Source organism: Vibrio sp. VB16 (genome assembly GCF_015594925.2).
Taxonomy (GTDB): Bacteria; Pseudomonadota; Gammaproteobacteria; order Enterobacterales; family Vibrionaceae; genus Vibrio.
The window spans coordinates 3,044,231-3,059,401 of sequence record NZ_CP087590.1 but is presented as its reverse complement, the minus strand read 5'-3'; the positions used below and the strand labels follow the sequence as shown (position 1 = coordinate 3,059,401).

At 42.7% G+C, this 15,171-nt stretch carries 11 protein-coding genes and 10 tRNA genes; 19 read left to right on the top strand and 2 right to left on the bottom strand.

Annotated elements, in window-relative coordinates; all coding sequences use genetic code 11:
* Nucleotides 1-37 precede the first annotated feature (37 nt).
* Nucleotides 38-1,492: an ATP-binding cassette domain-containing protein gene (locus IUZ65_RS13965; RefSeq protein ID WP_195704288.1), complete on the bottom strand. Its 1,455-nt coding sequence runs from the start codon at nucleotides 1,490-1,492 to the stop codon at nucleotides 38-40.
* Nucleotides 1,493-1,658: 166 nt separating this feature from the next.
* On the opposite strand from IUZ65_RS13965, the gene recA reads away from it, so the two are divergent.
* Nucleotides 1,659-2,693, top strand: coding sequence for a recombinase RecA (gene recA, locus IUZ65_RS13960; RefSeq protein ID WP_195704287.1), 1,035 nt, complete (start codon nucleotides 1,659-1,661; stop codon nucleotides 2,691-2,693).
* 230 nt (nucleotides 2,694-2,923) lie between these two features.
* Here the strand turns inward: recA and IUZ65_RS13955 are convergent, their stop codons facing one another.
* Nucleotides 2,924-3,571 carry a cell wall hydrolase gene (locus tag IUZ65_RS13955; RefSeq protein ID WP_195704286.1) on the bottom strand — a complete coding sequence of 216 codons (648 nt, stop codon included), beginning with the start codon at nucleotides 3,569-3,571 and terminating at the stop codon, nucleotides 2,924-2,926.
* 423 nt (nucleotides 3,572-3,994) lie between these two features.
* On the opposite strand from IUZ65_RS13955, the gene alaS reads away from it, so the two are divergent.
* The 18 genes from alaS (at nucleotide 3,995) to IUZ65_RS13865 (ending at nucleotide 15,161) form a co-directional block, all read left to right on the top strand.
* Nucleotides 3,995-6,577: an alanine--tRNA ligase gene (gene alaS / locus IUZ65_RS13950; RefSeq protein ID WP_195704285.1), complete on the top strand. Its 2,583-nt coding sequence runs from the start codon at nucleotides 3,995-3,997 to the stop codon at nucleotides 6,575-6,577.
* 283 nt (nucleotides 6,578-6,860) lie between these two features.
* On the top strand, nucleotides 6,861-8,045 hold the full coding sequence (locus tag IUZ65_RS13945) for an aspartate kinase (protein WP_195704284.1): 1,185 nt from the start codon (nucleotides 6,861-6,863) through the stop codon (nucleotides 8,043-8,045).
* 86 nt (nucleotides 8,046-8,131) lie between these two features.
* Nucleotides 8,132-8,368 (top strand): carbon storage regulator CsrA, encoded by a 237-nt coding sequence (csrA, locus tag IUZ65_RS13940; RefSeq protein ID WP_195704283.1) that lies wholly within the window; start codon nucleotides 8,132-8,134, stop codon nucleotides 8,366-8,368.
* Between the two features lie 202 nt (nucleotides 8,369-8,570).
* Nucleotides 8,571-8,663, top strand: a tRNA-Ser gene (locus IUZ65_RS13935).
* Between the two features lie 23 nt (nucleotides 8,664-8,686).
* Nucleotides 8,687-8,763, top strand: a tRNA-Arg gene (locus tag IUZ65_RS13930).
* Nucleotides 8,764-8,775: 12 nt separating this feature from the next.
* Nucleotides 8,776-8,868 (top strand) — tRNA-Ser (locus tag IUZ65_RS13925).
* A gap of 104 nt (nucleotides 8,869-8,972) precedes the next feature.
* A tRNA-Arg gene (locus tag IUZ65_RS13920) sits at nucleotides 8,973-9,049 on the top strand.
* Nucleotides 9,050-9,136: 87 nt separating this feature from the next.
* Nucleotides 9,137-9,213 (top strand) — tRNA-Arg (locus IUZ65_RS13915).
* Nucleotides 9,214-9,300: 87 nt separating this feature from the next.
* Nucleotides 9,301-9,377: transfer RNA gene (locus IUZ65_RS13910), tRNA-Arg, on the top strand.
* 87 nt (nucleotides 9,378-9,464) lie between these two features.
* A tRNA-Arg gene (locus tag IUZ65_RS13905) sits at nucleotides 9,465-9,541 on the top strand.
* A gap of 87 nt (nucleotides 9,542-9,628) precedes the next feature.
* Nucleotides 9,629-9,705: transfer RNA gene (locus IUZ65_RS13900), tRNA-Arg, on the top strand.
* A gap of 87 nt (nucleotides 9,706-9,792) precedes the next feature.
* A tRNA-Arg gene (locus IUZ65_RS13895) sits at nucleotides 9,793-9,869 on the top strand.
* An 87-nt stretch (nucleotides 9,870-9,956) separates the two neighbouring features.
* Nucleotides 9,957-10,033, top strand: a tRNA-Arg gene (locus tag IUZ65_RS13890).
* 430 nt (nucleotides 10,034-10,463) lie between these two features.
* On the top strand, nucleotides 10,464-10,721 hold the full coding sequence (locus IUZ65_RS13885) for an oxaloacetate decarboxylase subunit gamma (RefSeq protein ID WP_195704282.1): 258 nt from the start codon (nucleotides 10,464-10,466) through the stop codon (nucleotides 10,719-10,721).
* Nucleotides 10,722-10,754: 33 nt separating this feature from the next.
* Nucleotides 10,755-12,527 carry a sodium-extruding oxaloacetate decarboxylase subunit alpha gene (gene oadA, locus IUZ65_RS13880; RefSeq protein WP_195704281.1) on the top strand — a complete coding sequence of 591 codons (1,773 nt, stop codon included), beginning with the start codon at nucleotides 10,755-10,757 and terminating at the stop codon, nucleotides 12,525-12,527.
* Between the two features lie 9 nt (nucleotides 12,528-12,536).
* Complete coding sequence (locus tag IUZ65_RS13875) at nucleotides 12,537-13,667, top strand: sodium ion-translocating decarboxylase subunit beta (protein ID WP_195704280.1); 1,131 nt, start codon at nucleotides 12,537-12,539, stop codon at nucleotides 13,665-13,667.
* A 64-nt stretch (nucleotides 13,668-13,731) separates the two neighbouring features.
* On the top strand, nucleotides 13,732-14,727 hold the full coding sequence (locus IUZ65_RS13870) for an NADP-dependent oxidoreductase (RefSeq protein ID WP_195704279.1): 996 nt from the start codon (nucleotides 13,732-13,734) through the stop codon (nucleotides 14,725-14,727).
* Complete coding sequence (locus tag IUZ65_RS13865; RefSeq protein WP_443083714.1) at nucleotides 14,721-15,161, top strand: YqaA family protein; 441 nt, start codon at nucleotides 14,721-14,723, stop codon at nucleotides 15,159-15,161. The genes IUZ65_RS13870 and IUZ65_RS13865 overlap by 7 nt, the downstream gene beginning before the upstream one ends.
* The last annotated feature ends 10 nt before the right edge of the window (nucleotides 15,162-15,171 follow it).

Here is a 15,171-nt window from a genome sequence, read left to right as displayed (position 1 = left end):
TAAAGAGTCGTCGTAACGTTCGTTTCGGCGACTCTTTTTAATGTTGAGTAACGACAACTTTATATCCAACATTCTGTTCATCAGGAACAAAATCCACGAAGTTATGGATGTTTTCTAATGTGTCTTGTTGATAATGGGATACGTACAAAAGTTGGCTTAGATTCTCTTTTGCTATCATATCTAAGGTATTCATGACCAGTCTTCGCCCAAGATTATCTAAACCTTGGTATGGTTCATCGAGAATAAGGAGGGCAGGTTGTTTTACCAATGCTCTAGCGATCAAGAGTAGTCGTTGTTGCCCATATTCCAACTGCTTAAACGGCGTCTTAATGAACGTGGTCATGTGCAGTATTTCAAGCCACTCTTTTGCTATCTCTATCTGCTTTCTTGAAGGTTGGCTATACAGGCCAATTGAGTCATAAAATCCAGACAAAACGACTTCTAAAGCGGTGCAACCTACTCGATATTGAAGGTGGATTGCAGATGAAACCATGCCGATATTTTGTTTTATCTCCCAGATAGTTTCTCCCGATCCTCGTTTTTTACCAAAAATATGAATTACGTTGCTATAACATTGAGGGTGGTCACCAAAAATCAGGCCTAGTAAGGTGCTCTTCCCGCATCCGTTAGGGCCTCTAATCTGCCAATGTTCGCCGTTATTAATGCGCCAATTTACACCGGTAAAAATGACCGAATCACTGTAAGCGACTTTTCCGTCTTCCAGCTCAAAGAGTGGGTTGTCAAAATAACTGGTATGTTGGTGTTTATGTATCAGTGCTATGACTTGTTCACTCTGTTTTTGTGATTGAGCGGTTATCTGACTTATAATGGGGTGCCCGTCCCATTCTGACTTACTCATAATCTCACAGAGTTTACCTGAAGAAAATAAAGCCACTTTGTCAATCCAAGTGGGCATCTCATCTTCTCGTGATACCACAATAATCAATTGTATTGATGCGCTTAGGTGCTCAAGATAGCGAGTGAGGTGCTTTCTGTGTTCAACATCTAAGCCTGCATAAGGTTCATCGAGCAGAAGTCGTGTTGGTTTAGACGCGAGAACACGCGCCAGCATTAATCGGCGCGTTTCTCCGGTAGACAAAACTCGAAAGCCAGTGTCTTTTAAATGGGTCAGGTCGAGTTCAAACATAAGTTCAAGGGTTTGTTCATCATCATGGCATTGTTGATAAATAAGAGAATAAACAGGCGTGCCGGTGTCTATCTTGTCTATAAAATCCGTATCGTCATCGGCGAGTTCTGATTCTAACAAACGTTGTTGTTCGACAAGTGAAACCTGAGCAATGTTTTGAGATAGCCCCTCTATAGTCCCTGCACCTGGATGCCGTTCTTGGCAGAGTAAATCACCAAGTATTGAACCTATATCACCTTCGGTACTAAATATGCCCCATGATTGGTTAGAAAATATATGCCAATCTTCTATTTCTAAATAGGTACCTGTAGTTTGAAGTGTAACTTGGTGAAAAGTAATATCCATATCCATTTGTTTCCTTAATGTTCTATTGCGCATCTTTATTAGAGCATGAGTTACGGTAGTATTAGGAAAAAACTTTCACATAGCTATAGACACTGTATGAATCTACAGTATAATTAACCTTAATTAAGAAGTAACACGCGAATAATCAAATAGTGCGGAGAAAGTAATGGATGAGAACAAAAAGAAGGCGCTTTCAGCGGCTCTAGGTCAGATTGAAAAACAATTTGGTAAAGGTTCAATTATGCGTCTTGGCGATAACCGCACTATGGACGTAGAGACCATCTCAACAGGTTCTCTAGCTCTGGATATAGCGCTAGGCGCTGGTGGGCTTCCTATGGGGCGTATCGTAGAAGTCTATGGTCCTGAATCATCAGGTAAAACAACCCTAACACTTGAAGCAATTTCTGCGGCGCAAAAACAAGGTAAAACTTGTGCATTTATTGATGCTGAACATGCCCTAGACCCAATTTACGCTAAGGCGTTAGGTGTAAATATTGATGAGTTACTTGTGTCACAACCAGATACTGGTGAGCAAGCCTTAGAAATTGTTGATGCACTTGCTCGTTCTGGTGCTGTTGATGTTGTTGTTGTCGATTCCGTCGCGGCGTTGACACCTAAAGCTGAAATTGAAGGTGAGATGGGTGACAGCCACATGGGCCTTCAGGCTCGTATGCTTTCTCAAGCAATGCGTAAGTTAACGGGTAACCTTAAACAGTCAAATTGCATGTGTATTTTCATCAACCAAATCCGTATGAAGATCGGTGTTATGTTTGGCTCTCCAGAGACGACAACGGGTGGTAATGCCCTTAAATTTTATGCTTCTGTTCGCCTCGATATCCGCCGTACTGGCGCCATTAAAGATGGTGATGAAGTTATTGGTAACGAAACACGTATCAAGGTTGTTAAAAACAAAATAGCAGCACCATTTAAACAAGCTGAAACACAGATTCTTTACGGTAAGGGTTTCAATCGTGAAGGTGAATTGATTGATTTGGGTGTTAAGAGCAAAATTGTTGAAAAAGCAGGAGCTTGGTACAGCTATAAAGGCGATAAAATTGGTCAAGGTAAGGCTAACGCAGGTAAATACATGCGTGAGAACCCTGCGACTGCACTAGAAATTGATACGAGACTACGAGAGCTTCTTTTAGCGCCAGTTGTTGAAGAAGTCGTAGAAAAGCAAGTTCCTCAGGAAGAGTTGTAAAAGCAACTAAACGCTTAAGTATCATGAATAAAGCCTCGCTAATGCGGGGTTTTTTTATGAGTGAGAGTGACAGATTAAAGCGGAAGCTATGCCCTATGCTTATGAGCAATCGAATCTGAACGAGCAATCCAATATCGTGCTGGCATCCATTATTGAGGCGAACGAGTATAGGCTAAAGTAGCGTATGACAACATAATACCAAGAAGCATGGATAAATCAGAGATCTTGATTTAATCTTGATCTTGAGTGCCTCCTCGTAACTGTTTAACTCCTTTTTGGATCGGATTTTCCCACTGACGCAATGTCGGTGGCTTTTCATCTGATGTTACGGGCATTTTCGTTGTATTGCACATCAGGGCGTAGAAAGTGTGGTCATCGATAGTAGCGGAAATAGGCGCATTACCAAAATGAATAAGTTCTTTTGACACTCTACCTTTTCGTGCTCTTTCCGATACAACTTTAGAATTTTGAAAGTAGAGCGCACCATTGGTAGGGTCGGACAAATAACCATTTTTGGCCAGATCTAAAATGGTCTCGATGCGAGCGAATTGATCGGAACTTGGTTCAGGAAGTTGCTGCCAAGTCCCTACCTTAGACACAGGTTCGAACTGATTTTTTGCGTTGACAATCGTCTCAATAGAGTTTGAGAATTGTTCACTAATTTTACGGTTAAGAATGACAAATACGACAGCGCTTAACCCGATAGAACCTTGATTAGAAGCCTCTGCATAGGCAGTCCGTGTTATTGCATCGATATCGGTCACTGATAACGCTATTCCAGCTATTTCATTTTTGTAGGCAAGGTGGACTGCATCACAATCTACTGTTGTAGGTGAGTTTGCAGAGGCACAAAGTGCCAACATGGAAAACCAATTCATACCCGTGTACTCATTAAAAACTCCCGCTCTATATCGTCGATTTAGATTCTTATCTGTTCTACATTAATCAAACCTAAAGACTATCGCTGGCAATTATCATTAAGATTAGCGTAATCATGTCTAAATTATTCAAAAATTTGATAAATTTGATATTATATCGGTCATATTAATCATGTAATTGAAATCTACTCGATGTTATAGAAAGCGTTCGGTTTCTAAATAGGCCTAATTATGAGATCAGTACCAATTAACTTTTACATGAAAAGCACATTTAATTTGACCAGATGTTTAGTAGGATTGGCGTTATTCTTTTGATGAAGAAAACTAGGCGAAATCCTAACCTTGATTTACAATACTCGCCAAATATCTGTTAGTGGGCAATATTTGTCCTAAATTCATATCGAAAGTTTCAGGAAGAGTCGCATGTTTATGAGCACCGACGAGATACGCCGTGCGTTTCTAGAGTTCTTTGAAAGCAAAGGACATCAGATTGTAGAAAGTTCATCATTGGTACCAGCAAATGATCCAACTTTGCTGTTTAACAATGCTGGAATGAACCAGTTTAAAGATTGTTTCTTAGGTATCGACAAACGAGCCTATACGCGAGCGACAAGTGCACAACGATGTGTTCGTGCTGGTGGTAAACATAATGACCTAGAGAATGTCGGTTTTACTGCCCGTCACCATACCTTTTTTGAAATGTTAGGGAACTTTAGTTTCGGTGACTATTTCAAAAATGATGCCATTGGTTACGCGTGGGAATTCTTAACGGTAGTGCTTGAGTTACCTCAGGAAAAATTGCTCGTTACTGTTTATGAAACTGACGATGAAGCATTCGAGATTTGGAATAAAGATGTAGGCATCCCTGCTGACCGTATTGTTCGAATTGGCGACAAGAAAGGTGGCAAGCCTTACGAATCCGATAACTTCTGGCAAATGGGCGATACAGGCCCTTGTGGACCATGTACTGAAATCTTTTATGATCATGGTGAACATATCTGGGGTGGTCGACCAGGCACCCCTGAAGAAGATGGTGATCGCTTCATCGAGATCTGGAATAACGTATTCATGCAGTTTAACCGTCAGAGTGACGGGACTATGGAGCCTTTACCTAAGCCTTCTGTTGATACTGGTATGGGTATCGAACGTATTGCGGCAATCATGCAAGGTGTTCACTCAAATTATGAAACGGATATCTTTCAGACACTAATTAAAGCGTCTAGTGAAGTGATTGGATATAAAGATCTATCAAACCAATCTTTACGTGTTGTTGCAGACCATATTCGTTCTTGTGCCTTCTTGATTGTTGATGGCGTTATGCCATCGAATGAAGGCCGTGGATATGTTCTTCGTCGTATTATTCGCCGCGCGGTTCGCCACGGCAATAAACTAGGCGCGCAAGGCGTGTTCTTCTATAAGCTTGTGGGTGTTCTCGCCGACGTTATGGGAACCGCAGGTACTGAACTTAAGAAACAACAAGCGCTGGTAGAAAAAGTACTTCGAATCGAAGAAGAGAACTTCAGCCGTACTCTTGAACGCGGCATGGCAATATTGAATGATGCGTTGAATATGCTTGAAGGAAAAGAACTCGACGGTGAAACCGTATTTAAACTATATGACACCTATGGTTTTCCAGCGGATCTGACTAACGACGTTGCACGTGAACGTGAGTACACAATCGACGAAGCTGGCTTTAAAAAAGCGATGGAAGCTCAGCGTAAGCGAGCTCGCGAAGCGGGTCAGTTTAAGACTGACTACAATCAAGTGATAAAGGTTGATGCTACAACTGATTTTCTTGGCTATGGTGGAACAGAAGGACAATCAAACGTAGTGGCAATGTTTGTTGATGGTGATGAAGTCGAATCACTTTCTGCAGGCGATAAAGCGATCATTGTTTTAGACCAAACGCCATTTTACGCAGAATCTGGTGGCCAGTGCGGCGATGCTGGTTATCTGAACATTGCTTCTGGTCTATTCAAGGTTGAAGATACTCAAAAATTGGGCGGTGCCATTGCACATCATGGTGAGCTTATTGAAGGCGTATTTGCGAAAGAAGATTCAGTTTCTGCTCAGGTAGATTCCGAACGCCGTACTGCGATCACTCTCAACCATTCAGCAACACACTTATTGCATGCAGCATTGCGTCAAGTCTTAGGTGACCACGTTACTCAGAAAGGCTCATTGGTTCGGGCTGAGAACCTACGTTTTGACTTCTCACATCTTGAAGCGGTTAAGCCTCAAGAGTTGCGTGAAGTCGAGCGTTTGGTGAATAGCCAAGTACGTGTTAACCATGTGATAGAAACTAATGTCACAGATATTGAATCAGCTAAACAAAAAGGCGCTATGGCGCTGTTTGGCGAAAAATATGATGAAGAAGTACGCGTGCTGAGTATGGGTGAGTTTTCTACTGAACTTTGTGGTGGTATTCACGCAAAAAATACGGGTGATATTGGTCTATTCAAAGTGGTATCAGAAGGTGGTATCGCTGCCGGTATTCGCCGTATTGAAGCGGTAACGGGGGAAGCCGCTCTGGACGCAATTGATGCTCAGCAAACTCAATATGAAGTGAAGTTGAGTGATGCTGCAAATAAATCAAAAGCTCTAGAGAAAGAAATGCAACAGCTTAGAGATAAGTTGGCTGCGGTCGAAAGCGCTAACGTTATGGGTAAGGTTGAAACTATCGCTGGTCACCGAGTTTTAGTCGCCGCTCTTGAAGGGGGCGATAACAAAAACTTACGAGTGATGGTCGATGATATTAAGAACCAAATGGGCAGTTGTATTGTTTTTCTAGCCAATGTTAATGATGGAAAAATCAGCTTAATAGCAGGTGTGACTAAAGACCTTATTGGCAAAGTTAAGGCCGGTGAACTGGTGAATATGGTAGCACAGCAGGTTGGTGGTAAAGGTGGGGGTCGTCCTGATATGGCTCAAGCTGGTGGTACAGATATTGCTGCATTGCCGGAAGCGATTAAATCGGTTCATGGATGGTTAGAAGAACGTCTTTAACCGCTGATTATGTTAACTGAAAAAAAACCAACTAATGACAATTAGTTGGTTTTTTTGTTGTTAAGTAATCTGAACTTGCGATAAGCCATTATTTTGGTTTATTCGCAATGAACCAGTATCAAGCTAAGTCAATTGTTACAAGCTTACTAAGCTAGGTATATATGCGTTTTGGTTAAAAATAGCATGACTAATTACATTGATTATCGTTCTAAATTGGGCAGATAATGAATGAACTCACAGCAGCGATTTATACGAGAAGAACTCTTAGGGAAGGTGAAGGCCGGTGAACAAACCGTTATATGTACTGAAATTTGGTGGGACGTCGATTGGTTCTATTGAGCGAATTAAAGCCGTTGCGAATAGAATTATTAAGACGAAATCCTCAGGGGTTAATGTTGTCGTCGTTGTTTCTGCAATGTCGGGTGAAACCAATCGACTGATGAGTCTAGCGCAAGAGATTGACGACGTGCCAAATGCGCGGGAGTTAGATGTATTGCTGTCTGCCGGAGAGCAGGTTGCGATGTCTTTACTTTCGATTGCGATAAGTAAGCATGGTTATAGCAGCGTGTCGTTGACAAGCGGGCAGGCTCAAATACTAACAGATAACGTTCATAACGATGCCACTATCCGACAAATTAATACTAGCCATATAGAAGGTCTATTAGCGGATAACAAGATAGTGATTGTTGCTGGTTTTCAAGGGACCACTGAATATGGCGACATTACAACGTTAGGGCGTGGTGGCTCTGATACTACAGCGGTTGCACTTGCCGGTGCTCTGGGGGCTGACGAATGTCAGATATTCACCGATGTCGACGGAATATATACCTGCGACCCTCGAGTAGTTAAGAGCGCACGAAAATTAGATCGTATAGACTTTCCTAATATGGAGGAGATGTCTAGAAAAGGGGCCAAAGTTCTTCATCTCCCTAGCGTACAGTTCGCGTGGGCTCAAAATGTGCCATTAAGAGTACTCTCTTCTTTTTCTCACGATAAAGGAACTCTCGTTAAAGGAGAGGCTTGCGATAAGGGCATTTGCGGTATTGCGTTACAAAGGTCATTGATATTTGTGCAAGTGGATGCCGATGATCTGGATTCATTAAAAAAACAGTGTCGGCTGCTTGGAATTGCGCTGTGGAACGTGATCGAGGAAACAGATCAGAGTGGTGTAGTGATCCTTCAAGAGAGTTTTGCTAAGTTAAGTCTGGTTTTTATTGAAAAAATCCGTAATAGTGAAGCGGTGAGTGCATTGACTATTGTCGGTAGCAAAGCGAAAGGGATTTTGCAGCAGTCTTGTGAATTATTTGCACAGCATGATATAAAAATTCTAAACCGCGCGGCAGGGATAAACTACTCAACGTTTATTCTTAAGCCTGAGTTATTAGAGAAAACAGCTAATCTTATTCACGAAAAACAGATTAAATTCAAGGTAGAGCTTGAAGAACAACGAAAATTAGCTATTTCTTAACTAGTATTGTTTACGAAGATAGATGTTTTGTTGGATAATAAGCCTTATTACAGAGAAAGTTCAGAGATTACTCAAGGAGTGGAAAAATGCTGATTTTGACTCGCCGAGTTGGCGAAACGTTAATGATAGGTGATGAAGTAACAGTGACAGTACTTGGTGTCAAAGGGAATCAAGTTCGAATTGGTGTGAATGCTCCGAAAGAGGTATCCGTCCACCGCGAAGAAATATACATGCGTATCCAAGCTGAAAAAGGGACGGCGACGAGTACCGTAGCAGGAAGTAATCCAGTACCAGGTAGCAGTACGGTATCAGGAAACTACTAAGCGTAGATATCGCAAAAAAGGCTAGCAATGTGCTGGCCTTTTTTGTTTCGGTATAACCGAAAAATAAAAGTAATAAGCAAAGAAAACTGTGTTTTTCTAAGATGTTGGTTGATTAGTGCCCTATCAAACGTTTTTTACTTAATTTAACTAAGAAAGTATTTGACATATTTTTAGTAAATCGTAATATGTGCCTCCGCAAGATGGTGAGGTGGCCGAGAGGCTGAAGGCGCTCCCCTGCTAAGGGAGTATACGGCTTAATACCGTATCGAGGGTTCGAATCCCTCCCTCACCGCCATCCTTGTGTTTAGTAGAAATTATGCGCTCGTAGCTCAGCTGGATAGAGTACTTGGCTACGAACCAGGCGGTCGAAGGTTCGAATCCTTCCGAGCGCACCATTTCTAACATGTGGTGAGGTGGCCGAGAGGCTGAAGGCGCTCCCCTGCTAAGGGAGTATACGGCTTAATACCGTATCGAGGGTTCGAATCCCTCCCTCACCGCCATTACTAACCTAGTTAGTAATACAATGTAATTAGTAACACAATGGTCTCATTTGACCATTTTTTTGTTTCTCAGAAACATAAACGTGATATATTTCACAACCTGTGCGCTCGTAGCTCAGCTGGATAGAGTACTTGGCTACGAACCAGGCGGTCGAAGGTTCGAATCCTTCCGAGCGCACCATACATCAAGGGTAATGTGGTATCTGAACGCTGACATGCTTCTTTTCCAAGTATGAATTATCAGGCCATGTACCGATAAAGAAATTGTGCGCTCGTAGCTCAGCTGGATAGAGTACTTGGCTACGAACCAGGCGGTCGAAGGTTCGAATCCTTCCGAGCGCACCATACATCAAGGGTAATGTGGTATCTGAACGCTGACATGCTTCTTTTCCAAGTATGAATTATCAGGCCATGTACCGATAAAGAAATTGTGCGCTCGTAGCTCAGCTGGATAGAGTACTTGGCTACGAACCAGGCGGTCGAAGGTTCGAATCCTTCCGAGCGCACCATACATCAAGGGTAATGTGGTATCTGAACGCTGACATGCTTCTTTTCCAAGTATGAATTATCAGGCCATGTACCGATAAAGAAATTGTGCGCTCGTAGCTCAGCTGGATAGAGTACTTGGCTACGAACCAGGCGGTCGAAGGTTCGAATCCTTCCGAGCGCACCATACATCAAGGGTAATGTGGTATCTGAACGCTGACATGCTTCTTTTCCAAGTATGAATTATCAGGCCATGTACCGATAAAGAAATTGTGCGCTCGTAGCTCAGCTGGATAGAGTACTTGGCTACGAACCAGGCGGTCGAAGGTTCGAATCCTTCCGAGCGCACCATACATCAAGGGTAATGTGGTATCTGAACGCTGACATGCTTCTTTTCCAAGTATGAATTATCAGGCCATGTACCGATAAAGAAATTGTGCGCTCGTAGCTCAGCTGGATAGAGTACTTGGCTACGAACCAGGCGGTCGAAGGTTCGAATCCTTCCGAGCGCACCATACATCAAGGGTAATGTGGTATCTGAACGCTGACATGCTTCTTTTCCAAGTATGAATTATCAGGCCATGTACCGATAAAGAAATTGTGCGCTCGTAGCTCAGCTGGATAGAGTACTTGGCTACGAACCAGGCGGTCGAAGGTTCGAATCCTTCCGAGCGCACCATATTTTCTTCAAATCACCCGCTCGTCTGATACCATTCTTAACTCTAAGATTTCTAACAATTCCAATACGCCAAGAACCCGTAACATCTTTAGTGATTCTCGTTAACAAAGCATTAGCATATTAAGTGTATGGTTTTTACATCTTGCTGTTTTTTAGAAAGAAATTTTAATTTTATTACCTATCTCTCAGTATTTATTGCTGTATTCGCTTAATTTATTTTTAGCGTTCCGTTAATATATTTCCAAAGAGGCTGATTTGTAGTAATTCGTATAGTTTTAATGGATTAAACAATAGAAAACTCTGTTAGCTTATTTGAACACGTATTCGAAATTGACAATTAGACCCCAATCGAGATAATCCTTAACGACAAGTTTGTGAATGGATCTCAAGCTTAGGATTAATTGTCTCTAAGACAGCGAAAGGAAGCATAATGACAGATATTGGAAGTTTATTGGAACAGGCCGCTACACTCATGCTCACTGGTATGGGTGTCGTGTTTGTGTTTCTGACCATTCTTGTATACCTAGTTCGGCTGATGTCTTCGCTGGTACCTGAAGAAGTACCACAACTGATAGCTGCCCCAATTCAACATTCTAAAGTTCAACAAACATCATCTACTGTTAGTCCAAAAGTTATAGCGGCGATTTCTGCTGCGGTACATCAGTACCGAACTTCTCATACTAAGTAGTAAATTTAATAAGATTAAAAGGAGTTATTAAGCATGTCTAAACCACTTGCTCTTACTGATGTTGTGCTACGCGATGCCCATCAATCGTTATTTGCTACTCGTATGCGTATCGAAGATATGTTACCGATCGCAAAGGAACTGGACAATATAGGCTATTGGTCTTTGGAAACATGGGGTGGTGCAACATTTGATTCATGTATCCGCTTCTTAGGTGAAGACCCGTGGGAACGTCTGCGTGAGCTTAAAAAGGCGATGCCAAATACACCGATGCAAATGTTGCTGCGTGGCCAGAATTTATTGGGCTACCGCCATTACGGTGATGATGTTGTTGAAAAGTTTGTTGAACGATCTCATAAAAACGGTATGGATGTTTTCCGTATCTTTGATGCGATGAATGATGTACGTAATTTCCAACAAGCAGTGAAATCTGTTGTAGATGTAGGGGCTCATGCTCAGGGCACACTCTCTTATACGACAAGTCCGGTTCACAATTCAGATACATGGGTAGACTTAGCGAAACGCCTTGAAGATCTTGGATGTCATTCTCTTTGTATCAAAGATATGGCAGGGCTGCTCAAACCCTATGAAGCTGAAGAGTTAGTTACTCGTATTAAGGCGTCTTGTGACGTGCCTCTGGCGCTACACTGTCATGCGACTACTGGTTTATCTACCGCAACGGCTATAAAAGCCGTTGAAGCGGGTCTAGACATACTAGATACGTCAATCTCCTCTATGAGCCAGACCTACGGTCATACGCCAACGGAAACCGTTGTGGCGATGCTAGAGGGCTCTGAGCGTGATACTGGTCTTAAACTAACGGAGATAGAACCGATTGCCGCCTATTTCCGTGAAGTTCGTAAAAAATATGCGAAATGGGAAGGGGCGATGAAGGGCGTGGACTCACGTATTCTGATTGCTCAAGTACCCGGCGGCATGTTAACGAATATGGAAGGCCAGTTAAAAGAGCAAGGCGCTGCTGATCGTATAGATGAAGTATTGGAAGAGATCCCGCGTATTCGTAAAGATCTTGGCTTTATCCCATTGGTCACCCCAACATCTCAGATTGTGGGTACTCAAGCGGTCATCAATGTTTTAACCGGCGAACGCTATAAGAGTATTACTAAAGAGACGGCGGGTGTACTTAAAGGTGAATATGGTCAAGCACCAGCTGAAGTAAATAAAGAACTGCAAGCTCGTGTATTGGATGGAGCAGAGGCGATCACTTGCCGTCCAGCCGATCTGATAGAAGATGAGCTGGATACATTGACAACGGAATTATTGGAAAAAGCAAAAGCAGAAGGCATCTCTCTAGCAGAAGATACAGTAGATGATGTCTTAACTTATGCGTTATTCCCTCAAGTGGGTCTTAAGTTTCTTAAAAACCGTCGCAACCCAGACGCGTTTGAACCCGCTCCAGGTAAAGAAAAACCAGCACCAGCACAAATTGCAGCACCAGTGGTTGGCGGTGTTGAATCGTACAGTGTTAAGGTGGATGGTCAAGTATACGATGTCGAAGTCGGTCCACAAGGTCAGCTTACGACAGTGACACCTACTACTGTTGCACCAACAACTACTCCTGCAGCAGCGAGCGATGCTGAAGTGGTTCTTGCACCGCTCGCTGGTACCATTTTTAAAGTGATGATTGCCCCTGGAGCACAGGTTGCGGAAGGTGAAGTACTTCTCATCTTAGAAGCAATGAAAATGGAAACAGAAATTCGCGCAACAAAAGCTGGAACAGTTGCAGAAATCAACGTTAAAGAAGGTGATGCCGTAATGGTTGGTTCTCCTCTACTTAGCTTGGCTTAAGGGAGAATCATGGAAGGTTTAATGCGTCTTTGGAATGATACAGGAATAGCCAATTTTGAATTTGGTCAGATCTGTATGATCGCCGTCGGATGCCTGTTACTATTTTTGGCCATTCGTAAGGGCTTTGAGCCCTTACTATTGCTGCCAATTGGTTTCGGTGCAGTACTAGCAAATATCCCTAATGCTGGTTTTACTGAGCCTGGCGGTATGCTTTACTTCGTGTACCACGTAGGTATTGAGACTGGTGTGTTCCCATTAATCATCTTTATGGGTGTAGGAGCAATGACCGATTTTGGTGCCTTAATAGCTAACCCAAAAACCTTGTGGTTAGGTGCCGCGGCTCAATTCGGGATTTTTGTAACACTGTTTGGTGCTATCTTATTGAATTACATACCTGGTATGGAATTTACTTTAGCAGACGCGTCGTCTATTGCTATCATTGGTGGTGCTGATGGACCGACGGCGATATTCTTATCCAGTCGATTATCGCCTGATCTTCTGGGTCCTATTGCGGTTGCTGCATATAGCTACATGGCATTAGTGCCTATCATTCAACCACCGATAATGAAGGCATTAACCACGCCAGAAGAACGTCAAATCAAGATGGCCCAGTTGCGTCATGTTGGTAAGACCGAGAAAATACTGTTTCCACTCGCTGTCCTGTTAATGACAATACTTTTCTTACCATCAGCAACACCTTTGGTGGGGATGTTTTGTTTAGGCAACTTGATGCGTGAAGCTGGCGTTGTTGAGCGTTTATCTAAAACGGCACAAAATGAACTAATTAATATTGTGACTATTTTCTTGGGTCTCGGTGTTGGTTCTAAATTACAGGCCGATAAATTCTTAAACCTAGAAACGTTAGGTATTTTGGCGCTTGGTGCAGTGGCATTTAGTATCGGTACGGCGGCAGGCGTACTTATGGCTAAGCTAATGAATAAGTTATCAAAAGAAGATATTAATCCACTTATTGGTGCGGCAGGCGTTTCTGCTGTACCTATGGCTGCACGAGTTGTGAATAAGGTCGGCCTTGAGGCCAATCCACACAATTTTTTATTGATGCATGCGATGGGGCCCAATGTGGCCGGTGTACTTGGATCTGCGGTAGCTGCTGGTATTTTGTTAGCGTTGGTCGGTTAATATCTGGTCGTAATCCAAACAATTGGGTTAACCAAGTAGAACAAAATGGTTTATAGTCAAAGGGATGCTAACGCATCCCTTTTTTCGTTTGTTTGAGGGGAACCAAGTGACTGAGAATATAAAAATAGTAATACCTGAGTTCGGAAAACCTGATGTTTTGGATTTTGTGAGTGGAGAGATACCTAAACCTCAAAAAGGTGAAGTTTTAGTAAAGGTCTATTTTTCAGGCTTGAATCCGATTGATGTCAAAACCCGAGCAGGAATGGGCTGGGCTGCGGCTCAAAATAAAGATAATTTACCTTGGACGCCTGGTTATGAAATATCGGGTAAAATTGTCTCTATGGGTGAGAATACGCAACGGTTTGTCGAGGGTGATACTGTCGCGGGGCTGGTTGGTTTTCCATTAAATGCAGGTGGATACAGTCAATATCTTTGTGTGGCGGAAAAACATTTGAGTTTGGTCCCCAATGCAGTAACGTTAGAGGCTGCAGCTGCGTTACCAGTAGCGGGACAAACGGCGGCTCAGGCACTAAATAAAGCGGGTGTAAAAGCGGGGGATAGGGTTCTGATACTTGCTGGAGCAGGAGGCGTTGGACATATTGCTGTGCAGATAGCAGTAGCAGCGCAAGCAGAAGTCTACACCACGTGTAGTGAATCAAATTTGGATTTCCTTGCAAACCTTGGTGCTCATGCCGTCAACTATCAGTTTGCTCCTGTATCTGAACGAGTTTCCGATGTGGATGTACTTATTGATCTTATTGGTGGTGATGTTGCTCTTGATGCCCTTAAGTGTTTGAAAGATAAAGCCAAAGTAGTCACTGTTCCTACCATCACCAAAGATCTGATCTGTGAAAAAGCTAAAATTTTAGGGTTTAGTGCTGATGGCATGCTTGTAGAACCGAATCCAGAACAGTTAGACACTATGTTATATATGGTAAGTGTTGGTTTGTTGAAAGTAGATGTTCAGCCAGCGATATCGTATAAAAACGTTGTAGAGGCCCATCATAGGCTTGAGACCGGGCATACTAGAGGCAAGTTAGTATTGGACATGCGGTGTTAGATCAGATCGCTCTGTATTTTACTGACTCAGCCCTTTGGGTATTAGGGATATCTGGTTTCTTGAGTGCAACCTTGCTACCCGGCGCTTCGGAAGCGACGTTGATTGCGACCTTGGGTATTAAACAACACACGGTTTTTTCTGTTATTTTTATCGCGACTTTAGGTAATACGTTAGGTGGCCTTACAAATTATTGGATAGGTTTATGGTTACCAAATCGAACTCAAAAAGAAAAACATGGTCATAAAGCGATAGGATGGCTAAGTCAGTACGGTTATGTTGCCCTTCTTTTTAGCTGGCTTCCAGTTATCGGCGATCCTCTATGTTTGGCAGCAGGATGGTTGAGGATGAAATTTCTTCCCAGTTTTATTTTAATAGCCCTCGGTAAGGCATTGAGGTACAGCGCTCTAACCGCGTTGTTTTATGGATTGATTTAAGGATTTATTA